Annotated in this window: 22 protein-coding genes and 1 other annotated feature; of the genes, 2 read left to right on the top strand and 20 right to left on the bottom strand. The window is 36.2% G+C overall.

The features are described 5' to 3' along the window. Window positions 1-32: 32 nt before the first annotated feature. Window positions 33-593, top strand: a complete 561-nt coding sequence (gene pdxT / locus BM157_RS01980) for a pyridoxal 5'-phosphate synthase glutaminase subunit PdxT (RefSeq protein WP_022502090.1) — start codon at window positions 33-35, stop codon at window positions 591-593. 123 nt (window positions 594-716) lie between these two features. Here pdxT and BM157_RS01985 read toward each other — a convergent pair whose 3' ends face one another. The 12 genes from BM157_RS01985 to BM157_RS02045 form a co-directional block, all read right to left on the bottom strand. Beyond that, entirely contained in the window at window positions 717-3,029 is a 2,313-nt protein-coding gene (locus tag BM157_RS01985; RefSeq protein ID WP_022502091.1) for a DNA gyrase/topoisomerase IV subunit A, read from the bottom strand. 241 nt (window positions 3,030-3,270) lie between these two features. Further along, complete coding sequence (locus tag BM157_RS01995) at window positions 3,271-5,247, bottom strand: DNA gyrase/topoisomerase IV subunit B (RefSeq protein ID WP_022502092.1); 1,977 nt, start codon at window positions 5,245-5,247, stop codon at window positions 3,271-3,273. Window positions 5,248-5,271: 24 nt separating this feature from the next. After that, window positions 5,272-6,267, bottom strand: coding sequence for a peptidylprolyl isomerase (locus tag BM157_RS02000; RefSeq protein ID WP_172677769.1), 996 nt, complete (start codon window positions 6,265-6,267; stop codon window positions 5,272-5,274). 16 nt (window positions 6,268-6,283) lie between these two features. Continuing rightward, the gene (gene rlmH / locus BM157_RS02005; protein WP_055174252.1) at window positions 6,284-6,763 is read right to left on the bottom strand and encodes a 23S rRNA (pseudouridine(1915)-N(3))-methyltransferase RlmH; all 480 of its coding nucleotides are present in this window, start codon (window positions 6,761-6,763) and stop codon (window positions 6,284-6,286) included. 10 nt (window positions 6,764-6,773) lie between these two features. Further along, complete coding sequence (locus tag BM157_RS02010) at window positions 6,774-7,040, bottom strand: hypothetical protein (protein WP_022502094.1); 267 nt, start codon at window positions 7,038-7,040, stop codon at window positions 6,774-6,776. 31 nt (window positions 7,041-7,071) lie between these two features. Next, window positions 7,072-7,848 carry an HAD family hydrolase gene (locus BM157_RS02015; RefSeq protein ID WP_090139761.1) on the bottom strand — a complete coding sequence of 259 codons (777 nt, stop codon included), beginning with the start codon at window positions 7,846-7,848 and terminating at the stop codon, window positions 7,072-7,074. Then, entirely contained in the window at window positions 7,836-8,420 is a 585-nt protein-coding gene (locus BM157_RS02020; protein ID WP_055174250.1) for a Maf family protein, read from the bottom strand. Before BM157_RS02020 ends, BM157_RS02015 begins: the two co-directional genes overlap by 13 nt. Window positions 8,421-8,777: 357 nt before the next feature. After that, window positions 8,778-10,439, bottom strand: a complete 1,662-nt coding sequence (locus BM157_RS02025) for a 2-isopropylmalate synthase (protein WP_090139763.1) — start codon at window positions 10,437-10,439, stop codon at window positions 8,778-8,780. An 85-nt stretch (window positions 10,440-10,524) separates the two neighbouring features. Then, window positions 10,525-10,786: a binding site (T-box leader), on the bottom strand. Window positions 10,787-10,970: 184 nt separating this feature from the next. Next, window positions 10,971-12,293 carry a hypothetical protein gene (locus tag BM157_RS02030; RefSeq protein ID WP_055174248.1) on the bottom strand — a complete coding sequence of 441 codons (1,323 nt, stop codon included), beginning with the start codon at window positions 12,291-12,293 and terminating at the stop codon, window positions 10,971-10,973. Between the two features lie 32 nt (window positions 12,294-12,325). Further along, complete coding sequence (locus BM157_RS02035; protein WP_090139765.1) at window positions 12,326-13,435, bottom strand: DUF58 domain-containing protein; 1,110 nt, start codon at window positions 13,433-13,435, stop codon at window positions 12,326-12,328. Beyond that, on the bottom strand, window positions 13,432-14,367 hold the full coding sequence (locus tag BM157_RS02040; RefSeq protein ID WP_022502100.1) for an AAA family ATPase: 936 nt from the start codon (window positions 14,365-14,367) through the stop codon (window positions 13,432-13,434). Before BM157_RS02040 ends, BM157_RS02035 begins: the two co-directional genes overlap by 4 nt. A 139-nt stretch (window positions 14,368-14,506) precedes the next feature. After that, entirely contained in the window at window positions 14,507-14,971 is a 465-nt protein-coding gene (locus BM157_RS02045; RefSeq protein ID WP_055174245.1) for an Lrp/AsnC family transcriptional regulator, read from the bottom strand. A 294-nt stretch (window positions 14,972-15,265) separates the two neighbouring features. Here BM157_RS02045 and BM157_RS02050 point away from each other — a divergent pair, with 294 nt between their 5' ends. After that, on the top strand, window positions 15,266-15,595 hold the full coding sequence (locus BM157_RS02050; protein ID WP_055174244.1) for a DUF1292 domain-containing protein: 330 nt from the start codon (window positions 15,266-15,268) through the stop codon (window positions 15,593-15,595). Here the strand turns inward: BM157_RS02050 and BM157_RS02055 are convergent. The 8 genes from BM157_RS02055 to BM157_RS02090 all read right to left on the bottom strand — a co-directional run bounded on the left by BM157_RS02055 (window position 15,565) and on the right by BM157_RS02090 (window position 25,930). After that, the gene (locus BM157_RS02055) at window positions 15,565-17,487 is read right to left on the bottom strand and encodes an ATP-dependent helicase (protein WP_318255757.1); all 1,923 of its coding nucleotides are present in this window, start codon (window positions 17,485-17,487) and stop codon (window positions 15,565-15,567) included. The genes BM157_RS02050 and BM157_RS02055 overlap by 31 nt on opposite strands. A gap of 9 nt (window positions 17,488-17,496) precedes the next feature. Beyond that, a complete protein-coding gene (locus tag BM157_RS02060; RefSeq protein WP_055174242.1) occupies window positions 17,497-17,997 on the bottom strand; it encodes a GreA/GreB family elongation factor in 501 nt (166 codons plus the stop codon). A gap of 46 nt (window positions 17,998-18,043) precedes the next feature. Next, window positions 18,044-18,703, bottom strand: a complete 660-nt coding sequence (locus BM157_RS02065) for an energy-coupled thiamine transporter ThiT (RefSeq protein ID WP_090139769.1) — start codon at window positions 18,701-18,703, stop codon at window positions 18,044-18,046. A gap of 265 nt (window positions 18,704-18,968) precedes the next feature. After that, complete coding sequence (locus BM157_RS02070) at window positions 18,969-20,987, bottom strand: hypothetical protein (RefSeq protein ID WP_090139771.1); 2,019 nt, start codon at window positions 20,985-20,987, stop codon at window positions 18,969-18,971. Window positions 20,988-21,244: 257 nt separating this feature from the next. Then, window positions 21,245-22,255 carry a GGGtGRT protein gene (locus BM157_RS02075; RefSeq protein WP_022203705.1) on the bottom strand — a complete coding sequence of 337 codons (1,011 nt, stop codon included), beginning with the start codon at window positions 22,253-22,255 and terminating at the stop codon, window positions 21,245-21,247. 14 nt (window positions 22,256-22,269) lie between these two features. Next, on the bottom strand, window positions 22,270-22,974 hold the full coding sequence (locus BM157_RS02080; RefSeq protein ID WP_022203704.1) for an iron-sulfur cluster assembly scaffold protein: 705 nt from the start codon (window positions 22,972-22,974) through the stop codon (window positions 22,270-22,272). A gap of 134 nt (window positions 22,975-23,108) precedes the next feature. Next, the gene (locus tag BM157_RS02085) at window positions 23,109-25,175 is read right to left on the bottom strand and encodes a methyl-accepting chemotaxis protein (protein WP_055174212.1); all 2,067 of its coding nucleotides are present in this window, start codon (window positions 25,173-25,175) and stop codon (window positions 23,109-23,111) included. Window positions 25,176-25,261: 86 nt separating this feature from the next. Further along, window positions 25,262-25,930, bottom strand: coding sequence for an LbetaH domain-containing protein (locus BM157_RS02090; RefSeq protein ID WP_055174211.1), 669 nt, complete (start codon window positions 25,928-25,930; stop codon window positions 25,262-25,264).

Here is a 25,930-nt window from a genome sequence, read left to right on the forward strand (position 1 = left end):
TAATATAATCGCACATAGAAATGAGGCTTACTATGAAGATAGGTGTACTTGCTGTCCAAGGTGCTTTTATTGAACACGAGCATATGATTGAAGAAATCGGACATACAGCAATAGAAATAAGACAACGGGATGATTTAGAGGGATTAGACGGTCTGATACTGCCTGGCGGTGAAAGTACTGTTCAGGGACAGTTACTTAACAAGCTTGATATGATGAAGGACATTAAGAATATGATTAGTAATGGTCTTCCAACACTTGCAACCTGTGCTGGACTTATACTTCTCTCTGAACATATAGCAGACGATGACACAGTCCATATAGGAACGCTTCCTGTCACCATTAAACGTAACGCTTACGGAAGACAGCTTTCAAGCTTTGTAACTAACGCTGATATTAAGCATATCGGCAATTATCCTATGACATTTATAAGAGCACCTTATATCGAAAATGTCAGCGATGGTGTTGAAGTGCTTGCAAGTGTTGATAATCATATCGTTGCCGCTAAATACAATAATCAGATTGGACTTTCTTTCCACCCTGAATTAACAGGCGACACACGCATACACGAATATTTCTTATCAACTATAAAATAGCTCTATTCAAAAATAAAAATCAGGACAATGCAGCAGAATACGCCACGCTGTATTGTCCTGATTTTATTACGCTTATATAGCGTTGAAATGTTATTTATATACGATGAATAGCAAAATTATAATTTACACTCTGACTTTTATGCCTTTTGTGTCTCTATGTGCCATTTTCATCTTAGCAAAGTCTATCTTCTTTCCTTTATATTCCATCGTGAATTCCATTCCGTCATCCATAATGAATATATCTTCTATATAATCGTCTTTGCCAAGCTTAATACCTCTGACACCTACTGCACTCTTCTTCTTAACTGGTATTTCAGAAAGAGGGAACTTTAAGAACACACCATTAGCTGTCTGTACAATTACATTTTTATTACTTACAATTTCTTCAACTTCACTTCTGCTGCCATCAAGATTAAACTTAGAAAGCGTTTCAACCTGAACGTCAGCCTTTTCAATGCTTACTATCTTGTCATCATCCTGAAGCTTTGTCGAAGCTACCGTTCTCTTGGCTACATCAAATTCTGCCGTGTCAACTATCTTCATCATGCCCTGACTTGTAACAAAGAGCAGCTTCTGATTTTTGATAGTTTCATATGCACACAGGTATATAATAAGTTCACCGCTGCTGTCATAATTTCCAAGATTATCTATTGGAGTACCTTTGTCCCTGAACTTAGTGAGGAAAGGAATATCCTTTACTTTAATCTGGTGAAGCTGTCCGTTATCCGTAAATATACATATTTTATCAGTATTCATACAGGTAAATACATACTTAAAATCGTTGTAGATAGCTTCCTTATTACGTTCATAAGAAGCTGTATCTATAGTCTTTGCATAGCCAAATCTATCCATAATAAATACAACTTCCTGTGCTGGAACTTCTTTTTCAACAAATACTGCAACCTTTGCATCAGTTATTACGGTCTTTCGTTCAACACCATATTCCTTCTTAATTCTTACAAGGTCGTCCTTTATTACTTTTGCCATAGCCTTCTTACTGCCAAGTATCTTTTCATACTTTGCAATCTTTGAAAGACATTCGTCATATTCCTTCTGGAGTGCAAGTATCTCAAGACCTATAAGCTTGTACAGGCGCATTTCAAGTATGGCTGAAGCCTGCTTTTCTGTAAAATCAAGCTTAGCCGCCTGATTCTTAGAAGCTTCTGACTTGAATTTGATATTATCAACATTACCATTAATAAGGCAGTCTTTTGCCATTTTAAGATTAGAGCTTCCACGAAGAATTTCTATTATAAGATCGATTATATCGCAGGCTCTTATAAGTCCTTCTTTAATCTCCTTATTGGCAAGCTCCTTATTAAGAAGTGTTGTGTATTTTCTTGTATTTATCTCATACTGGAAGTCAATATGATGCTTTATTATCTGGCGTAACCCAAGAGTTTCCGGTCGGCCGTCAACTATAGCAAGCATATTTACACCAAATGTATCTTCAAGCTTAGTCTTCTTATATAAAAGGTTCTTAAGATTTTCAATATCTGTGTTCTTCTTTAATTCAAGAACTATTCTTATACCTTCTTTTGATGACTCATTTGACACATCAACAATATCAGTTGTCTTCTTGGTTTCAACCAAATCCACTATATCTGATATGAACTTTCCAATATTAGCACCTATCATTGTATAAGGAATTTCTGTTATTACAAGCCTGTCCTTCTCGCCTTTTCTTGCCGCTGGCTCATATACAACCTTTCCTCTTAACTTTATCTTTCCTGTACCAGTCTCATATATGCCTGCAAGCTCTGACTTATTAATAACAAGTCCACCTGTAGGAAAGTCAGGTCCGGGTATATACTGCATAAGCTCAGTTGTAGTTATATCTTCATTATCCATATATGCGCATACTGCATCGACAACTTCTGAAAGATTATGTGTTGGAATATTAGTTGTCATACCAACTGCGATACCGTCAGCACCATTTACCAACAGATTAGGTATTCTTACCGGAAGAACTGCTGGTTCTTTCTCTGTTTCATCAAAGTTAGGCACAAAATCAACTACATCTTTATCCAAGTCTGATAAATATACATCCTGTGTGAACTTCTTAAGCTTGGCTTCTGTATATCGCATAGCCGCAGCACCGTCACCTTCTATAGAACCAAAATTGCCGTGACCGTCAACAAGTGCCATTCCCTTTTTAAAATCCTGTGAAAGCACAACAAGTGTTTCATATATAGAACTGTCGCCGTGTGGATGATATTTACCCATTGCATCACCTACGATACGCGCTGACTTTCTATGAGGTTTATCATAATTTAAACCAAGCTGATCCATAGCATACAGCACTCTTCTTTGTACTGGCTTAAGTCCATCCCTTACATCCGGAAGTGCTCTTGCTGTTATAACACTCATTGAGTAATCTATATAGGACTTCTGCATCAGCTCAGAATATTCAGTTTTAATAATATTCTCTGCCATTATTATCTCCGTATAATACTTTTATTAATATATATCATAATACCATGGTCAAAAGGTCTAAACCCATATGAGCTTGCTCATATGTGGGTGAATGACCTTGGGACCCGCCCCAATATGAGCATAAAAGTGGGATGATAGTCCCACGATATGCGAATATTGGGGAGGATTGTGGGAGTGCGTAGCACGGAACAATCCGTAGGTATCATAGTTGGGGGCTTTTGACCCCAACATCATATCATTTTTATGCATCAATCTCCGCTTCATTAGCGTGTGCATGTATAAATGCTCTTCTTGGTGGCACATCACTTCCCATAAGCATAGAAGTAACCTCTGTTGCCATTCTTGCATCCTCTATCTCTACCTGCTTTAATATTCTTGTCTCTGGATTAAGTGTAGTTTCCCATAACTGTTCAGGGTCCATCTCGCCAAGCCCCTTATATCTTTGCAGAGTAAATGTTCCACTTGCGTGAAGCTCTTTATACCTTTCCAGTGCTTTATCATCATAAAGATACTGTACTGTCCTGCTCTTATCTACCTTCGTCTTAGTTCCTTCTGCCTTCTTAGAAGCTTTGTCTGCCTTAGGTACTTTCTTAAGTTCAGCCCTGTAAAGCGGTGGTGTAGCTATGTACACATGTCCCTGATTAATAAGTTCAGGCATAAATCTATAGAAAAATGTAAGCAGAAGTGTATCAATATGTGCACCATCAACATCGGCATCTGTCATAATGATAATCTTATCGTATCTTAACTTGCTTATATCAAAATCATTGCCGTAACCTTCAAGGAAGCCACAGCCAAATGAGTTAATCATAGTCTTAATCTCGGCATTAGCAAGCACCTTATCAATAGAAGCCTTCTCTACATTAAGTATCTTACCTCTTATTGGAAGTATAGCCTGAGTACGTCTGTTTCTTGCTGTCTTGGCTGAACCACCCGCAGAATCTCCCTCGACTATAAACACCTCACATTCCTCTGACTTCTTGCTCTCACAGTTAGCAAGCTTACCATTGGAATCTATTGAGAACTTAGACTTAGATAAAAGATTAGTCTTCGTTCTCTCCTCTGCCTTTCTTATCTTTGCAGACTTTTCGGCACAGGCTATTACTGACTTTAACTGTTCAAGATTTCTATCAAAATATAACTGCACCTCATCACTTGTAACCGCACTTACAACTGTTCCCGCATCCGGATTATCAAGCTTAGTCTTAGTCTGGCCTTCAAATCTTGGTGCAGGGTGCTTGATAGCCACAATTGCTGTCATACCATTTCTTACATCAAGACCGGTAAAGTTATTATCCTTTTCTTTAAGAACACCTAACTCCCTTGCATACTGATTAATAATCATAGTGAACTTAGACTTAAATCCTGTAATATGAGTTCCCCCCTCCTGAGTGTATATGTTATTACAAAAACCAAGAATATTTTCCTCAAACTCATTAACATACTGGAAAGCACACTCTACCTCTATGCCGTCTTCACTCTTCTTAAAATAGATAATATCCGTCACAGCTTCCTTGCCATTGTTAAGTTCCTTTACATATGCCTTGATACCATCTGGTTCTGAATATGTAATCTTTTCCTCGCTTCCACTTCTCTTATCCTCAAAATGTATTGTAAGTCCCGGATTAAGATAAGTTGTCTCGTGCATTCTGCTCTTTATTGCATCTGACTTAAATCTTGTCTTTTCAAATATCTCACCATCAGGAAGAAATGTTACTTTAGTTCCTGTATCATTCTTTCTGCATGTTCCCACTTTTTCAAGTGGTGCTACTGCCTTTCCTCTTTCATAACGCTGCCTGTATACACCACCATCAACCTTTATCTCTACTTCAAGCCAAACTGAGAGTGCATTAACTACTGACGCACCTACACCATGAAGTCCGCCTGATATCTTATACCCGCCATCACCGAACTTACCACCTGCGTGAAGCACTGTAAATACTACCTCAACTGCAGGTATGCCTGCCTTTGGATGAATTCCTATAGGAATACCTCGTCCATTATCTATAATAGTAGCAGTTCCATCATTATTAAGGGTTACTGTAATCTCGCTACAGTAACCCGCAAGGTGTTCATCAACTGCATTATCAGCTATCTCATATATAAGGTGGTTAAGTCCTTTAGTTCCAACACTTCCTATATACATTCCTGGTCTTTTTCTTACAGCTTCAAGACCTTCAAGAATTGATATACTATTTGCATCATATTTTGCTGCCATTATATTCTACACTCCTGTACTACTCTAATTAATTGTTATTGAATTAAATAAATCCTCAAATCTTACATTAAAAGATGGTGCAGAAGAAACTTTTAACTTATTCCATTCATCTTTGTTAATTTCAACATACTTTGAAGACTCATATTGTTCAAATTTATCATTAAATGCCTCTAACTTCTTCTTTTCAAGAATTGATGACTTATTAACCTCTGTCTTCGCTTTATCATTATCTGACGTACATCTTATTATATAAAATCTTCCGTCAGCTTCTACGATTCCGCTTGTCTGGCCTGTTGAAAGTGAATAAGCTGTATCTTCAAATGCTTTAGCCATCTCGCCTCTTCTAAGTTCATATTCATATTCGCCGTCAGCATTATATTTCTTGGCAATTGCAAAGAATGAATTGCCCTCATTTAATTCTGCATAAGCTTTGTCAATTTCTTCCTTTGAGTCTGTTACAATATATTGTATATTTATTACTCTTGCATCATCTGAACTCACTTCAATATCCATAAGTGAAGTTACATCATTGTAAAGCTTTGAAGCGATTGCAAATTCAGTAAACATCTGATTAACCTTATCCTCTGTGATATCATACTGGCTCTTCTGTTCTTCTGTAAGACCATCAAAATACTGTTCTGCTGCCTTAGCTGTTTCATTCTTTTCTTCTCTTCCAAGAACTACTCCTCTTTCTTTAGCCATAGAATTCATACATCTTACTCTTATAAGCTTTACTCTTATCTGTTCTTTTATATATTCCTCAAACGGCTGTCCGTCAATATCTTCTGTCCATATACTGCTTCCAAACATATCTTCATATTGTTTCTTAGCATCTGACATTAATACTTCTGCCTCAAATGTATAAGTCTTCTGTCCATCAACCTTCATAACAACAGATTTTCCCATACCAGTTGAAATATATAATAAATTACCATTAAAGAACTTCATAAATACTAATACCGCAGCCACAGCTACAATAATGATAAGTGCTGTTATTAATCTTTTCTTATTTCTTTTCATAACTTCTCCATTCTGGTTATTTGTGATAAGGTTCATTCTTCATAATTCTGTAGCTTCTATATATCTGTTCAAGAAGAATTACTCTCATAAGCTGATGTGGAAATGTCATAGGCGAAAAACTAAGCTTGAAATCAGCCCTGTCAAGAACCCTTTTATCAAGCCCTAATGAACCTCCTATAACAAAGACAATATCACTCTTTCCTGATATTCCAAGATTATCTATTTTCTGTGATAACTGTACAGAATCAAGCATTTTACCATCAATTGCCAGAGCTATCACATATGCTTCATCTTTTATGCACGAAAGAAGTCTTTCTCCCTCTTTAGCCTTTATTATATCATTAACAGTATCACTTGCATTATCAGGTGTCTTCTCATCTGCCACCTCTTTTACCTCAAGCTTGCAGTATCTTGACAACCTTTTACTGTACTCATCTATTGCCTGACAATAGAACTTTTCCTTTACTTTGCCTACACAGCATATTGTTATTCTCATATCAGCCCAACTATGCCTCTACGAAGAAATATCCGCCGTTATTATCAAGCTTGAACACTTCAAGCTGTTCCTCAAGCTCTGCATCAGAAAGTTCTGATACATCCATTCCCTCATCGTCCATAATCTGTCTTAATTCTTTAATATTACTGCAATACTGTGCAAAGCATTCCTCAAGAAAATCTTCTGCCTCCTCTAAATCATATACAACCGGCTCATCAAAAAGCTTCTTCTGATCTCTTAAAAATACCTTTGCACATTCTTTCATATGTTTTTCCATAATAATACTCCTCATTTCTACAAACATTATCTTATATATTAAACTCTTTTCTTAGTGTGCCTTCAACCCATTCAGTTGTGTCATATGCATATTTCTTGATATCCTCACATGCTGTATCCATAACATACGCATATTTTACTGACTTAAGCATATCAATATCATTATAATTGTCGCCAAATGCCATACATTCATCTTCTGACAATCCAAAGTACTGCTGAAGCTGATGCATTGCTTTTCCTTTGGTAACGCTGCTCTCCATAAAATCAAGATATAAATCTCCTGAAACTGTAATTGAAGCTTTGCCATTCCATTTGCTAAAGAAATGTTCCTTGGAATTATCAATTCCGCTAAAATCACATACCGCAATCTTTAATATATCTTCATCTACATCTGTGAATTTATCAATAAGCGTAGTCTTATAATTAACAACCTTGGTCATTCTATAATGATATTCTTCTGTCTTAGGCTTGATATATGCTGTATGCTGGCCTGATATAAGCACCTCGCAATCAGGCTGTTCATATACATCTTCTATTATCTCAAGAGCAAGCTTTCTATCCATTGGTGTCTTGGCAATAACCTCACCCTTATATTCACATAATGCTCCATTCTCAGCAATGTATACAAGCTTATCGCTTACAGGCTCAAAAAGCCTTTTCAGGCTTACTATCTGTCTTCCGCTGGCAGGTGCAAAGTACATTCCTTTATTAACAAGCTGTTCAATCGCTTTAATTGTAGATGGTTCTACACTCTGGGCACCTTTTCTTAGTATTGTACCATCAAGATCACTTGCAATTAATTTAACCATAACTTTAACTCCTGATATACCCTTGCAACCGGAAGTCCGACAACATTATTATAGTCACCGTCTATCTTTCCAATAAATGCTGCAAATCTCCCCTGAATTCCGTAAGCCCCTGCTTTATCCATTGGCTCACCTGTACTTATATATTCTCTTATCTCATTATCACTAATATCATTACAGTATACATCTGTCTTTTCTGCAAAGTTACTTACAACATTATTATTCTTGATAAGTGTAACACCTGTATACACCTGATGACAATCACCAGCCAGTTCCTTAAGTATATCAAAAGCATTACCCGTATCCTTAGGTTTTGTAAGAATATGTCCCTTATGGCTTACGATTGTATCTGCACCTATAACTACAACATCTTCATTCCTGTAATCATCATCATCTTTTACCATATCCCATACAGCCTGTGCCTTAATCCTTGATAGATATTTCACATATTCATCCGGCTGTGTAATTAAAGTTGTCTCATCAACATCACTCGTAATTATATCAAATTCTATTCCTATCTGTTCCAGCAGTTCTTTGCGTCTTGGTGAACCAGATGCAAGAATAATCTTACTCATATATTCATTCCTTTCAGAATTAATTCATTAACTATAAGATTATAACAGCTGGTAAGTCAAAAATCCAGTTATTACTAAAAAAGAATATAAAATAGAAAAGAATATGCAAAGCACATTCCCTAACCGGACGCGGTCGCCTGCAACTGACTACAGCTTCATATGGGTACATATCACCAGCACATAGTTCCTTTTATGTAATAGTAAATTCCGATAAAATTATCCATTACATAAAAAGGCTTCCTTTCTAAACAGAAGGAAATATTACTATATCTCCTGTCTGTTTAAAGGAAGCACATAATTATATCTCTGCAAATATGTTCATATACGCAGATACAATATTTATACTGATATTATTCTCTACTCAGTCATACTTCTGTTCATTGCTGATTCTACCGCATCAATTGAAGCTCTTATGATATCGTGGTCGATACCTATGCCAAAGTATTCTTTACCATCATCACCCTTAATTCCTACATATGCAATAGCACTTGAATCAGAACCCTGCTTTAATGAATGTTCCTCATAGCATATTACATCACAAGGCTTTCCAAAATGCTTTGAAAGTGCATTACTTACAGCATCAAGACGACCATTACCACCCGCTTCTACTACTGTTGTCTTTCCATCAGCCTCAATTGTAACTTCTGTCTGGATACCATCAATCTGCTTGAAATGGACTTCTGAAATCTTGAATACCGGTGTGAACTTCTTATAACGCCTCTCAAATATCTCAAGAACCTCATCTGCTGCAAGTTCCTTATGGTTAACATCCGATACATCTTTAACAGCATAACCTAGGTCTTCTCTCATAGCCTTTGGAATAATCATTCCATAATTATGCTCAAGAACATAAGCAACTCCGCCCTTACCTGACTGGCTGTTAATTCTGATTACGTCTGAGTCATATGTACGTCCAACATCTTCTGGATTAATTGGAAGATATGGAACTGTCCACTTAGATGGATCCTGTTCAATTCTATAGTGCATACCTTTAGATATGGCATCCTGATGTGAACCAGAGAATGCTGCAAATACAAGCTTACCACAGTATGGGTGTCTGTCATCTATCTTCATCTGTGTAAGACGTTCGAACATCTCTGCAAGCTCTGGCATATTAGAAAAATCCAATTCCGGGTCAACGCCCTGTGCGTACATATTCATAGCAAGATTAACAATATCCACATTACCAGTTCTCTCACCATTGCCAAATAATGTACCTTCTATTCTGTCTGCACCTGCAAGCATACCAAGCTCTGCATCTGCAACGCCTGTTCCTCTGTCATTATGTGGATGAAGTGATACAACTACATTTTCTCGATTATGAAGATTCTTGCTCATATATTCAACCTGACTTGCAAATACATGTGGAAGTGACATCTCTACTGTAGCAGGAAGATTAATTATACACTTCTTATCAGGTGTTGGCTGCCATATATCTATAACTGCATTACACACTTCAAGTGCGTATTCTGGCTCTGTTCCTGTAAAGCTTTCAGGACTATATTCAAAAAGGAAATTACCGCCATCTGCTTCTGCAAGTTCTTTAAGAAGCTTAGCGCCCTCAATTGCAATCTGTTTGATTTCTTCTTTAGACTTTCTGAATACCTGCTCTCTTTGTGCAAGAGATGTCGAATTGTATACATGTACAATCGCTCTTGGTGCACCCTTTACAGCTTCAAAAGTCTTCTTAATAATATGCGGTCTTGCCTGTGTAAGCACCTGAATTGTAACATCATCAGGAATCATATTCTTCTCAATAAGTGTACGGCAAAGCTCATACTCTGTCTCTGATGCTGCCGGGAAACCAATCTCAATTTCCTTAAATCCAACCTTAATAAGCTTATTAAAGAATTCAAGCTTTTCATCAAGACTCATAGGCTCAACTAAAGCCTGATTACCATCTCTTAAATCCACTGAACACCATACTGGTGCTTTGTCAATATACTCCTTCTTTACCCAGTCGTTACACTCAACCGGTGGCATAAAATAACCTCTCTTATACTGTCTGTAATCAAACATTGCATTATCCTCCTGATATATTAATTATATTAGCATAATAAGTAAATTATACAAAAAAATCTTTCATCTCCAAAGGCCTTAACCTCTAAGAGACGAAAGATATAATCTCACGCGTTACCACTCTTATTCGCAATTAATAATTGCGCTCTCACCGAATACGTGCATATTGCATTATATTCTGTCCACTATAACGGTTGGCTTCCGTCTACGTCTACTCTTATATCCTGCTGATATAATTTCGGGTAGCAGCTCCAAGGTGAGTTCAATAAGTTCCTTTCACTGTCTCGCACCTTCCGACAGTTCTCTGAAGCTGGTCCTTATCTAATATTCCTCTTCATTGCATTTACTTATTATCAATTATTGAAATGATAACGCATATAATTTAAAATGTCAATAGAATTTTCAATTATGTATTGCAATATTAAATGCAATATTAAATCAAATTATGTATTGCAATATTAAATCAAATATTAAATCAAATTATGTATTACAATATTAAGTCCAGTTATATATTTGAGCTATGTATTAAAATCATTTGAAGTTCTTAAGAAAACTTATATCTTCCTCTGATACTTCACCATTAGAATATCTCGCTTTCTCATAGTCATCTGTTATTCTTCGTGCTTTTGCTTCATCATCAGTTATCAGTTTGCTCGTAATCTCTTCCGGCATCATATGCGAATCAACCTTTGCACCTGCCAACTTAGACTTTGTGACAACCTTTTTGGACTTGGCATATTTCTTATAAAGCTTTCTGTACCGTATATTGGCTTTATCTTTAGTATCCTTAACCTTAACACTTTTCTTTACTTTATATTCCTTTTCCTCGTCATTATTAATATATTCCACTTCATCTTTATCATTATCTAATGACTTTCTGAACCTGGAAGCATATCTGACTATTGTCACTATTATTAATATAATCACTCCGATTATAAGGAATATTGCAACCACCTCCATAAGAGCATTACCAGCCGCATTATTAACCATAACATCCATCTCATCCTCTACTGGTTCAGGGGACGTTGTCGTTTCTTCTATATAATCGTCCATTACTGTATCATCATCTCCGCGGAGCATTAATAACAGTTTTAATATCCATTTAATAATTGCAAGCAATGCCATTCCAATCATAGAGAATATATTGCCATATCTTCCGTGATAGAATATAAGCATGCCAAATACCAGAAGCAGTCCGAACACAATCATTATAAGCACATTAATTCCCATAATTCTTCTGGCCGGGAATTCTGATTTACCTTCATTAAATACGAACACCTCATACAGCCTGCTTACCTGATTATATACGAACTGGCATAATACAAACATAACAAATAAAAATGCCTGTATTTCCATAAGCACAGAATTACCTTCAATACCTCCTAATATATAAAAGCCTATCATAAATATTCCATATGCTATATGAAGCTTCTCACTCGCATTAACAGCAATCAGCATATCATCCTTGCTCTTACCAGTTTCATCATATATATTTTCCTGAACTCGCTCATATTGCTTCTTGTTTACATATAGATTCTTTAACCTTATTGAGTGTCCAGATATTGCCGCTGCGCATATCACATAACCTGCAAACTCCAGATCTGTGTCCGCAAGCAATGCCGCTATAACAACGAACACAAGATTAATCACCATAAATAATGGATAACTTTTAATATATTTTCTTGAAAAATATGTAACTATAGCTGGAATTATTACAATAAGGCTATAATATGCCTTAGATGTGTCATTACCGGCAATTCCTATATACACTCCCGCCGCCATTGATATGTACGCAACACACAATATAAGTATTTCCGTTATGATTTTACTATTTCTTAGATGTCTTATCTGCATCTTACTCTCCATTCCCACACTGCTTATACATTCTAATCAAGCTTTTCCAGATACAGGCTTCCATTGCCTGATACAACACACGGAACAATCCATATTTTATTCTGTTGTTTAGACATAAGTCTTTCTGCTGAAAGCTTTAATTTTCCGTGCTTGTTAGCTGATATAAGAACATACACCGAATCCTGCCTTTGGTTCTTATTATTGTATTCCTGCATATTATCAAGAATAATGCTGAATTCCTGCATAGGAAGCTTCAGATCTATTCTTGCAAATGCCGTGTTGATACGTCCAAAATGTGACAGTCCGCTTCCAGCCTCTATCACTGTCTGCTCCTTAGTATCAATATCACAGCCATTAGATGTTACAGATACATTGATGCCCTTTCCTATAAGAAGCTGGGCCAGACCTGCCGCTATTGATATTGCCTGTTCAATAACATCTTCCTGCATAAGAACGCCCTCGCTTTCAAGATTAAGCAGGATACATACATTACGGCTCACTGTTTCATTATACTGATTAACCATAAGCTTTCCCGTTCTTGCACTGGCATTCCAATTAACATCCCTTATGCTGTCATAAGACTGGTAATCCCTTATTCCTGCAAATACGAACTTATCCTCTAACAGATATTTTCTTCTTTCAAGCTCACCTAAAATACTGTTATTGACCTGTAAAAGATTATTAACATTTTCTGGCTTGGGATATACTGTAATCATATGATTAACATTTTTATTATTAATCATAATATCGTTCATAAAAGCACCTGCAAATACAGTTTCAATGGCTTCTAATCTATATACACCCCTTCTGGCACACAATACATCTATCTTTCGTGTTACCCTCTGGTTAGAAAGAAGTGAAAATACATCGTTGCGGTAAGTCTTATCTGTAATTCTGGAATTATTGTCCTCCTGCCCAAACACCAGATTCTTGTCTATGCTGAATTTAATATTAACACAAGGCAGTGGCATTCTCTTAGCATTAGTTACTGTCTCCACCATCTTGATAGTATCACCTTTTGTAGCTGTATTGCTGGAAAATGTAACATCAACCGATAAATTCCTGCTCCAGTTATCCCTGTAGGCAACCCTCAATATGTTGTATACAATAACAACACCTATAAGCATTAATATTATATTCATCTATTGCTCCATTCTTCAGTAGGCACCTCTACCTGTGATAATGCCTCATTTATTGCCTGTTCCCTGTTCTCCTTAACAACTATTCCTGTATTAAATACAAGTCTGTGTCCCCATACGCATAAAGCAAGCTCTTTAATATCTGATGGAACAACATAATTACGTCCATTAACATAAGCGTATGCTCTTGCTGCATTAACCATAGCTATTGAACCTCTTGGGCTTATTCCTATTGCAACACTTCCCATATTACGTGTAACTTCTGCAAGCTTTACAATATATTCTATAAGCGAAGGATGAATATATATATTCTTAACCTCATTCTTCATAGCTTTAATATCTTCTTTGGAACATACATTAGAAATATCTTCTATTGGATTATCCTTAAGAAAACGGTTAAGTATTGTAATCTCCTCTTCCTTATCCGGATATCCCATTTCAAGCTTCATAAGAAATCTGTCAAGCTGTGCTTCTGGAAGCGGATATGTTCCTGCTGTTTCTATTGGATTCTCTGTGGCTATTACAATAAATGGTTCATCTAACTGTAATGTATCACCATCTATAGTAACCTGATGTTCTTCCATACACTCAAGCAATGCTGACTGTGTTCTTGGTGTAGCCCTGTTAATTTCATCAGCAAGAATGATATTCGCAAATACAGGTCCTTTCTTTAATACAAAATCTTCACTCTTCTGGTTATATATATGTATTCCTGTTATATCTGATGGAAGCAGATCCGGTGTGAACTGCACTCTTCCAAAATCGCAGTCAATACTTTTTGCTAATGTCTTGGCAAGCATTGTCTTACCCATACCCGGAACATCTTCCAAAAGAATATGTCCACCTGCAAGTATGCTTGTAATTACTTTTTTTGTAACTTCCTCTTTACCGACTATAACCTTTGAAACATTATCTAATATGTCTGTTATCTGCATTTAATTACCCCGCCTTTTCTTTAATTATATATTCTGTGCCTTACCTCATTTCACATATTAATATAGTACCAAAAAACCACAGATGTATCAATAACACCTGCGGCTTTCTCACATAGAATTTTACCAAATTTTATTATACTTATGCCTGTGGTTCTTCTCCCGGAAGCTCCTGATTAACATCAATTCCTCTTGGTGCAACAGGAGTTGAGAATACTATCTGTGTACTTGTCCTTCCGAACTTCTGTAACTGTCCGATAAATGTATCAAGCTCCATTGTACTTGGAAATACAACCTTAAGAAGCATTGAATAATTACCTGTAACACAGTTACATTCAACTACATTAGGGCAGGTTTTGATAAATGGATAGAACTCCGGCTTCTGTACAGGTGCAACCTCAAGATTAATAAATGCTGTTATATGATAGCCTAATTTAATCTGGTTAATCTTAACCCCATAGCCTTCTATTATTTCTTCTTTCTCAAGTCTTTCTATTCTTGCTGAAACTGCTGGTGATGATAAAAACACATTTTCAGCCAATGCCTTAAGTGGCATTCTCGCATTATTCTGAAGTAATGTAATTAATTTCTTATCAATTTTGTCCATAGTTGTCCTCCATTAATCTGTGGCATTGCTTTCTTAACATCAAAAAAGAGACAACCCGAGCTTTGTATGCCTGAATTGTCCCCTTTGACTTAATTTATTAATTTATATGTAATATACACCTTTTTTTATAAATTGACAACCCCTGATTTTATGTTTTTTTATAGTTTTTTATTATTTTTCTTAACTTTTTATCGTGTGTCTTCTTAATTTTTCTATTATAATGTTTGCTTTTTATACTACTTATATGGTAAAGTTCTTATTGTATGTTAATGACTATATTTAATGGAGGCACTTATGTCAGATAATAAAGATTTTAATAACAACTCTGAATATTCAACAGTAACATTATCATTAGATGATGGCACTGAGTTAGAGTGTGCAATAATCCGTACTTTCCCAGCAGGAGATAAGAACTATATTGCACTTTTACCTATTGCAGATATTGATGAAGAAGAAAGTGAAGTATACTTATACAGATTTTCTCTTGACAGCAACAACGAGCCAGTTCTTGAAAATATCGACTCTGATGAAGAATATGAAATCGTATCAGATGCATTTGACGAAGAACTTGATGCTATGGAATATGAAGAACTCTACGAACAGGAAGACTCTGAGAACGAATAATCAACATAATGGTCATCTATCTCAGTAACAAATCTTGAAATGGTTGTATCCTTGTTATATCTGCTTTTAGCATATAACAGATACAACTTTTCTTTTGCCCTTGTCATCGCAACATACATAAGCCTTCTCTCCTCTTCTATCTCATAATCAAGCACAGCTTTATTATAAGGAATTATCCCCTCAACCACGTCCATAATAAATACTACTTTGTACTCAAGTCCTTTACAACTATGCATTGTATGAAAATGTACTGCATTATCGTTATCTTGCGGATAAGAATTTTTAGAAGCCTTTATATTCTCAACTAATGCTGCATTTTTAGAATTATTCATACTTATATTATTGTTATTAATATATTCCAGCCAGTTATCTATTGTGTCAAACTGCTTTGCCATTTCTTTGAATTCTTCAATCTTATCGTAAGCTTCTGTCCCGTTAATCCTATGCGTTAATATATATTCCTTATAATATTCTTCATAACCAATACCTTTAATTATATAATTAACCGCCGCATATGGCGACATATTTTTAATTATATTCATATCAAACTGCCAATCATTGATTATATTTATCATTTCAGCATTATTCTCATAAGAAGCTCTTAGCTGTTCATAACTAAAAGGTTCTTTTATAAATGTCCTTTTTATATATCTTAATGGTTTATTGACAATCCTTAAGATATCCTCTCTTTTACATTTTCCCTTCGACACCTTAATATATGCAAGCATATCCTTAACAGCCCAGTAATCATATATATTCTCCTGTTTCATCACCGAAACGCAGGGAATTCCATCATCAATAAGTCTGGAATAATATATACCATTAATACTGTTGGTTCTTGATATAACAGCAATATCTGATGGTTCAATGCCATCTTCTATCAGCTTCTTTATACTATCCGAAAGCATTTTCTTAAGACTATGTATATCTTTTGCTTCCTGTACCTGTATACATTCTCCTACCATACCTGCTGATTTGATATTTTTGTAATAGCGTAGAGAATTATTACCAATAAGACTTCGTGCTGCTTTAACAATATTATCAGTACACCTGTAATTGACATTCAGATTTATTATTTCTGCATTACTATAATAATCTTTAAATGCAAGCATAATATCAGGCTTAGAGCCTCTAAATCCATATATACTCTGATCATCATCTCCAACAGCAAATATATTCGCACTTTCCCCTGCAATCAATTTAATTGTGTCAAACTGCATTTTATTAATATCCTGAAATTCATCAATAAGAATATACTTGTATTTATCCTGCCACGCAGCTTTATAATCAGCCCTCTGTGTAAGAAGCTCATTGCACAGAACTACCATATCATCATAATCTATAAGCCTTCTTGATATAAGCATTTTCCCATATTCTTTATATATTATCCTGAATGTTTCGTAGGGACAGGCTGTACTGATATAATCATCTATATTAAGACAATCATTCTTTACCTTGCTTATCTGCGATAAAATGCTGTTTACCGTTTCATTTTCATCTGAATATTCAAGTTCAAAGCTTATAAGCTTGTCCCTGATAAAATTATATTGTAAATCTCTCGTAATAATGGAATTAACTGAATAATTATATGCGTGACGCAGTATCGTAAAAAATACCGCATGAAATGTACCAAATGTAACTGGTACATTAAGACTTCCTTCTAAAGACATAAACCTTTCTTTCATAGACACCGCCGCCGCTTTGGTAAAAGTTATAACCAGTATTGATGACGGCTTGATACTATGCTTAATAATAAGGTTATATACTCTGTTAACTATAACTGTGGTCTTTCCAGAACCTGGACCTGCAATAACAAGTGCAGGTCCATCTTTAAAATGTATTGCTCTATTCTGTGCTTCACTTAAATGTATATCTGTTCTGCTAATGATTATCCACCTTTCTTAGAAGCTCATAATCTTATCCCCTGAATCATCTGTGTTCTCAATAGATAAAATCTCAATCCAATAGCTTATATTACTGTTGACGACCACTTCTACCCTATCTCCAGCCTTGTGTCCAAGTATTGCCTTGCCAAGAGGCGATTCAATACTTATAAGTCCTTCAAGAGAGTCACCTCTTACCGTTGTCACAAGCTTAATCTTCTCTGTAGAACCATCGTCCTCATATTTAACTTCAACTGTATTATTAACACCAGCCTCATCATCTGCCGACTCTTCTGATATTACCGTTGCTGTCTTAATCATTCGCTGAAGATATCTTATTCTGCTCTCATTCTGATTTTTGAACTTCTTGGCGGCATAATACTCAAAATTCTCACTCAAATCGCCCTGTGCCCTTGCTTCTTTAACATCATCAAGAGCTTTTTTCCTCACAATGTGAACCCTGTATTCGATCTCATCTTCCATTTTCTTGATATCACTTGGAGTAAGTTCATTATTCACGATTACAACATCTCCTTAATATAAACATACCATTACTATAAAAAGGCTATTCATTGCTTGTCTGTTTAACATATAAAATAGCTTTCTTTACCGGTGGAAGCATAATTACAATTATTGTAATAATTCCTTCTGCACCTATATATGCCGCATTATATGCTAACGAATATAATACAGCACTATTAAAGAATTCCGGTGTATACACCGCAAAAAATATCCAGCCTGATAAGAATGAGAAGAAGAATCTTCCAGCAATTCCTGCTATATAACCTTTAACCAACCCATTCCTGGAATTAGCAAATATTCCTGATAATCCTAACGCACCAAATGCAAAGATATAGTCAAGAAACATCTGTGGCAGACTGATAATATATGGATTAACAATAAGCTGTAATACTCCATACGCTATTGAAGCTGTCATACCTGCACTTATTCCATACCAGTATCCTATAAGCACGATAAACAGCATACTAAAAAGTGTTACTGAACCTCCCATAGGCATCTTAAATATAGTAATAAACGAAGTTAGCGTAGCGAGTGCAATAGCCATAGCTGATGTCACAAGCCTCTTTACGCTGTGTGTCTTCTTATCCTTTACTATAAAACCAACAGCCAGCACAACAATAACTACTGCTATCAGCACTACATATCCCAGTGGTGTAAGATTATAACTTATACCATCCTCACTCACAATCTTTGTTGCAAGCACTTATATCAACCTCCCCAATATTAAATAATCATATATTCTTTTAGTATTATAACATATTATTAAATATATGCAATATTCCGGAATAAAAAGTCGTAGAATATGTTTTTTATTGAAGTCTGGGGTGTTAGCGGATTGTTCGGATTACATAGCAATGCAGCAATCCGAACACCGCAATAAGTGTTAAAATTTCTTTTAACCCTTACATCATTAATATTCTATCAGCTATTATAATCAATATATGATATCTTGTTTATTTATCATCTTTTTACCAGAATATTTTCCTATATGAATACTCACCTCTGTAATTAGAAGCATTGTAGTCCGGATACTTATATGGCTTGTAAGCATCTTCCATCGGCTCATCATCCTGCGTGTATATATACATATAATTATAATCCCACGTTACAATTTCATCTCTTGCATCACCTAAAAGATTAACCGCCTCCGTGCAAAGAGTTGGGTGTCCGTCATCAGGGAACTTTACAACCTGTATTCCATTACCATCTATCATTCCACCTCTCTTAACATCTGCATTAAGAAGTATGAAATCCTGTCCATCACCTGTCCAGTTAACCGGTGTAAGAAGATTACCATTAAGCTCATTCTCCATTTCCCACATATCATTGCCTTCACTGTCGTAGAAATATATAATGCCCTGATGTCCCCAGAAATTAACTACAGCCATCTCATATCCTTCTTTATCCGGACAGTAATTAGCAAGACTCACTCTCTGTGCGTGTCCAATTCCGTCCTGTTTTAAAATATTACCTTCAAAGTCACAAAGAATAAAACCTTGTGTACCTGCAACACACGCAAAGAATTTTTTCCCTTTATTAGGACCTGTTTCAAATCTTCCTGGTACAATTTCATCGATGTGGTCTACCTTAAACGGCATAGTCCACATTTTCTTTCCATTACAATCAAGCATATTATATCCAACCAGCAGTTCATCATAGCCATCACCATTAATGTCAATTGCAAATGGAAAATGTCCTGTATTCTTATCACTCTGAAAATGCCACATAACTTCAAGGTCATCATTTAACGCATATACCCTGCAATATCTGTCCTTAATAAGAATATCCCTTGGCTTGTCAAGTCCTCTGAAATTGCATATCCTCATTCCATCAGGGTTAATTCTGTCAAATGCATATTCTCCATCAGGAACACCTATAATTGTGCCATCTTCTTCCATTGTCGATAATGGTGTCTTTGCTCTTTTCTTAACATTTCCTGTCTTTCCGTCAAGTATAAGCACCTCGAAATTCTTGGCAGTTATAACCTCATCGTATCCATCACCATCAATATCATATATCTGCATTGGCATATCAGCAGATATATTTCCTATCTCCATATTATCTGTAGGTTCACCATACTGCCATAATATATTACCATCCAAATCCATAGCTGTAAGACAGCTTATAGTTCCATATGCATCTCTGTTGACTCTTTTCTGACACTGGGCAAGCACCATCTGATACTCTCCATTACCAAGCAGGTGTCCGAAACGTACCTGTCTTCCTGTTCCACAGCCTTTAAGGTCTATCTTCTTAACAAGCTTCATCTTTGGATATCTGCTCTGTGCTTCTGTGCATTTATTACTGTATTCTTCCCTCTTAGCTTTAATTCTTTCATCTGTCTTTTCATCTACATTGACATTAATGTAGCCAAATGCCGCTGGTATAGTAGCCGTAATTGCTGCCTTTCCTCCCTGTACAGCATAAACTGTATCAATATCTATATATTTAGTGCCATTAACATAGCACTCAACATGACTGCCGTTAACACTTACATTTAATATATATGTATCGTCACTATTATAATCAAATGCTTTACTTTCAAGCTCTTCAACATTTTCTTTATGGCGGTAAACAAGCTTTACCTGCTTATCTTCAAACATAAATACAAGCATATTAAGAGAATTCTGTGCACAAAAACCAATACCGGCATTTCCCCATTTAGTGTTAAACATTCTGACACTTGCCTCTATATCATAATCTTTCCAAAATCTGTCCCCTGTTTCAAGTGTCGGAAAAGTTCTATGTGGCTCTGTATTATGAAGTCTCATCTGCTCCATATAATGCTTCCCACAATACTCCGTAATAACCCATGAAGCACCCTGTCCGTTATATCTGTAATTACACACTGGGTCATACCATTTTCCATAATACCCTGGATATTGCACAAAATGATACTCTCCCATTGCAGAATGATTCTTATCATATGGGAACTCTCCTATTGGAAAATTCTTAAAATCTTCTTTGAGCAAATATATACTCTTCATAACAATTCCTCCATTCATCTGATAAAAGCAGCACACATTCCATTATAAGCTGCTTATCACGCAAAAATATTTAGTTGTCGTTCAAGAAACTATTGTTAATATACTACATTTTCATTAGCAAGACAAGACATTTATTTAATAAAAAAGATGTGGACATTTAATCATTTATCGATGTCCACATCCCACAATGAATATCAAAAAGAGAGCCTTTAGATTTCTCTAAAAGCTCTCTAAACAGCATAAATGCTAGCTTTCTATTAGAACTTACCTTCATCAGCAGCCTGCTGTACAGAAACAGCAACAGCAACTGTAGCACCAACCATTGGGTTGTTACCCATACCGATAAGACCCATCATTTCTACATGGGCAGGAACTGAAGATGAACCAGCGAACTGTGCATCTGAGTGCATACGTCCCATAGTATCTGTCATACCATAAGAAGCAGGACCTGCTGCCATATTATCTGGGTGAAGTGTACGACCTGTACCACCACCTGAAGCTACTGAGAAGTACTTCTTGCCAGCTTCAAGTCTTTCTTTCTTGTATGTACCTGCAACTGGGTGCTGGAATCTTGTAGGGTTAGTTGAGTTACCCGTGATAGAGATATCAACATTCTCCTTCCACATAATTGCAACACCTTCTGTTACGTCATTAGCACCGTAGCAGTTAACCTTAGAACGAAGTCCGTCAGAATATGCGATTCTTTCGATTTCCTTAACTTCGCCTGTAGCATAATCCATCTCTGTCTCAACGAATGTGAATCCGTTAATTCTTGAGATAATCTTAGCAGCATCCTTACCAAGACCGTTAAGAATAACTCTAAGAGGTTTCTGTCTAACCTTGTTAGCCTTCTCTGCGATACCAATAGCACCTTCAGCAGCAGCGAATGATTCGTGACCTGCTAAGAAAGCGAAACATTCTGTATCTTCTTCAAGAAGCATCTTACCAAGGTTACCATGTCCAAGACCAACCTTTCTCTGGTCAGCAACTGAACCTGGAATACAGAATGCCTGAAGACCTTCACCGATAGCTGCAGCAGCTTCTGAAGCCTTTCTGGCACCCTTCTTGATTGCGATAGCTGCACCTACGATATAAGCCCAGCAAGCGTTCTCGAAACAGATAGGCTGAATGCCCTTTACCATGTTGTATACATCTAAACCAGCATCTTTAGTAATCTTCTCAGCTTCTTCTATAGATGAGATACCATAGCTGTTAAGTACAGCGTTGATCTGGTCAATTCTTCTCTCATATGATTCAAATAATGCCATTATATTCGTCCTCCTTACTTAACCTCTTCATCTGTTCTAGGATCAATAATCTTAACTGCATCAGCAACACGGCCATACTGTCCAGCTGCCTTCTCATATGCTGTGTTAGGATCATCACCCTTCTTAATGAAGTCTGTCATCTTACCAAGGTTAACGAACTTATAACCAATAATCTGATCATCCTTATCAAGAGCGATACCTGTTACATATCCCTCTGCCATCTCTAAGTAACGTGGTCCCTTTGCAAGAGTACCATACATAGTACCAACCTGTGAACGAAGTCCCTTACCAAGATCCTCAAGACCAGCACCAACTGCTAAACCGCCTTCTGAGAAAGCACTCTGTGTTCTGCCATATACAATCTGTAAGAATAATTCTCTCATAGCTGTATTAATAGCATCACATACTAAGTCTGTATTTAAAGCTTCCATAACTGTTAAGCCTGGTAAGATTTCAGCGGCCATAGCTGCTGAATGTGTCATACCTGAACATCCGATTGTTTCAACTAAAGCTTCCTGAATAATACCTTCCTTAACATTTAATGTAAGCTTACATGCACCCTGCTGAGGAGCACACCAGCCAACACCATGTGTAAAACCTGAAATATTCTTAACTTCCTTATTCTGTACCCACTTTCCTTCTGTAGGAACTGGAGCAGCGCCATGATGAACGCCCTGTGCTACTGGACACATGTTTTCAACTTCCTGTGTATAAATCATCTTATTACTCCTTTCGTTATATAAGGGATCCGGACATAACCGAACCCCTTTATCCTTGCATTATTTTCTCACATCATACTGCGTAAGTCAATTATGATTGTGTAAAAAATATCAAAATTTATCGGAAAATGTAATTAAAGCTCAAATCTGTTAATTGCTTCTGTTAAATGAGTAGCAATTTCATCAAGTTCAACTGTAAACTGGTTAAGTGTATGCATAGTTGCATTAACTTCTTCTGCCGATGCAGATACTTCTTCTGAAGCAGCTGCTGTTTCTGTAGATACAGAAGCTACGTCTTCCATACTCTTAACAACATTTTCACGGCTTGCATCCATCTGCTCATTAAGAGAGGCTATATTATCAAGACCTTCCTTTAATGCATTGACAGCATCTGATATATGTCCAAATAATTCTTTGGCATCATTAATTGACTTATTCTGTTCATCAATTATATCAACGCTTTCGTCCATAGTCTTTTCTGCAACTACTGATTTAGCACTTATTTCCTTAACAATCTGCTTAATCTCATCTGTAGATGACTGTGACTGTTCTGCAAGCTTTCTGATCTCGTCAGCAACTACTGCAAAACCTCTTCCACTCTCACCTGCTCTTGCAGCTTCAATACTTGCATTAAGAGAAAGCAAGTTAGTCTGTTCTGTGATCTCAGTAATAGCATCTGATATAAAATTAATCTTATTGATACTTTCAATCATCTCATTAACTACGTTCTTAGAAAATCTTGAATTATCCTTTGACTTTTCGCCCTTTTCAATAAGATCATCAACAATTGTAAGACCCTGATCACTAAGCTGCTTAGTTTCAACTGACATATCATTAATATCACTTACATAAGCCTTTGTTTCGTGAAGCTTAGAAGCAAGTAATTCAACCTCAGAAGTTGCCTTCTGTGTACTCTCTGCCTGTCCTGAAGCTCCGATTGATACGCTCTGGATAGCCTCTGATACCTGATTCACTGTCTCTGTTGTTGATTCACTTACATTTGAAATCTTCTGTGAAGCAGTTATAAGTACACCAGACTTTTCTTCAACACCCTTAATAAGTGATGATATCTGGTCTGCCATAACATTGTAGTTAGCCTCTGCCTGACCAAGCTCATTCTTGCTCTTTACATTAATTCTATATGTAAGCTTACCATTAGCCATCATATTCATAGCATTATTAAGTGTCTTAAGTTCCTTAGTAACCGCTCTTGTTATAATTAAAGCTATAACAATACCAATTATAAGTGCAATAATAGCAAGTTCAATTGTTGTCTTTGCAATCTTATTAACAACTGCCTGTGTCTCTGATTCGCTGATAAATCCCATAAGTGTCCAGCCTGTAACAGCATCCTTTGAAGTTACAATATGTACTGACTCCCCATTAATCTTTTCATCAAAAGAAAATGTTGTGTCATACTGGTCTTCCGAAAGATTCTTAATTGTATTCCAGCACTCAAGCGATGTTACATTATCCTGGACATTAGTATTCTTATCATTATCTACAAGAATCTTTCCATCTTTATTAACAAGTATTACATATCCTGTATTAAGAAGTCCTATATTTTTTACATAATCCTCAACTTCTGCGAAATCAATATTAAGACCTACAGCACCATAGTTAGCACCATCTGTATATTTAATTTCCTGTGAAACTGTGAATATAGTCTTTCCTGATGATGAATCTACATATGGATCTGAGAACTGTGAATATATAGTATTTCTTGCCTTAGAGCCTATACAGTTCTGATACCAGCTCTTGCTTGTATCGTTAACACCTCTTGTAAGACCTCCCTTATTAGCTGTCTTACCTGTCTCTGGGTTAATCTCTGCCCATCCATCAACTCTTAAACCTGTCTTAGTTGTAAAGAAAGCAAGTTCTGCTCCATTAGTTACCTTAACAGATGCAACTAATGAATCTTTTATTGCCTTAACATTATCATCAAGCTCCCCCTGATCTTCCAAATGCTTAATCTCATTCTTACGTGTAAGAAGATCGACTGGCTGTGACAGAGTCTTTAAATATGTTGTAAATCCCTCTTGAACATTATCCAATGTCTGCTCACTTGTCACTTCTGTGTTTGCATTTATCGATGTCTTAGTTATCCTGATAGAACCAAGCGATACAAGAATTATTGCAACGCATACTGCAACGGCAAACGATAATACCAATTGAGAACCAATTCCCTTAAAAGCTTTCATATCTTTACCTCACCTTATTTTTTTATTATTTTATAAATGTTCACATTGTGTTCACATTTATACTTTCGACATAATAACATATACTCTTAATATTTTTCAACCACTTCAGCCCTATTTTTATAGATTGAACCCGATTTAATACAACCTCTGACACTTGAAAGCGGATATATATTACTATTCCTTCCAATTATAGTACCTGGATTAAGTACACTGCCACATCCTATCTCAACATTATCACCAAGAAATGCTCCTATTTTCTTAATTCCAGTGTCTATATTTCCATCTGGTCCTTTTATTGTAATAAGCTTCTTGTCAGACTTTACATTAGATGTAATTGAACCTGCACCCATATGTGCCTTATAGCCTAATATTGAATCTCCCACGTAATTATAATGAGGAACCTGCACATTATCGAACAATATGACATTTTTTAACTCTGTTGAATTACCAACGACTGCATTTTCTCCTACAACAGCCTTTCCTCTTATAAATGCACAATGCCTTACTTCTGCACCTTTGCATATAATAGCAGGACCTGCTATATACGCCGAGTCAAATACTGTTGCTTCCTTATGTATCCATATGTTATCACCTCTCTTATAATATTCCTTTTGTGGAAGTGAATTACCAAGTCCAACAATATAATCACCAATCTTTGATAATACCTCCCAAGGATACACAGCACCTTCAAATATTCCTGCGGCTATAGTCTTATCAAGACTAAACAACTCTTTGATTGTAATCTGTTCGTTCAT

It is taken from the genome of [Lactobacillus] rogosae, from assembly GCA_900112995.1.
Classification (GTDB): Bacteria; Bacillota; Clostridia; order Lachnospirales; family Lachnospiraceae; genus Lachnospira; species Lachnospira rogosae.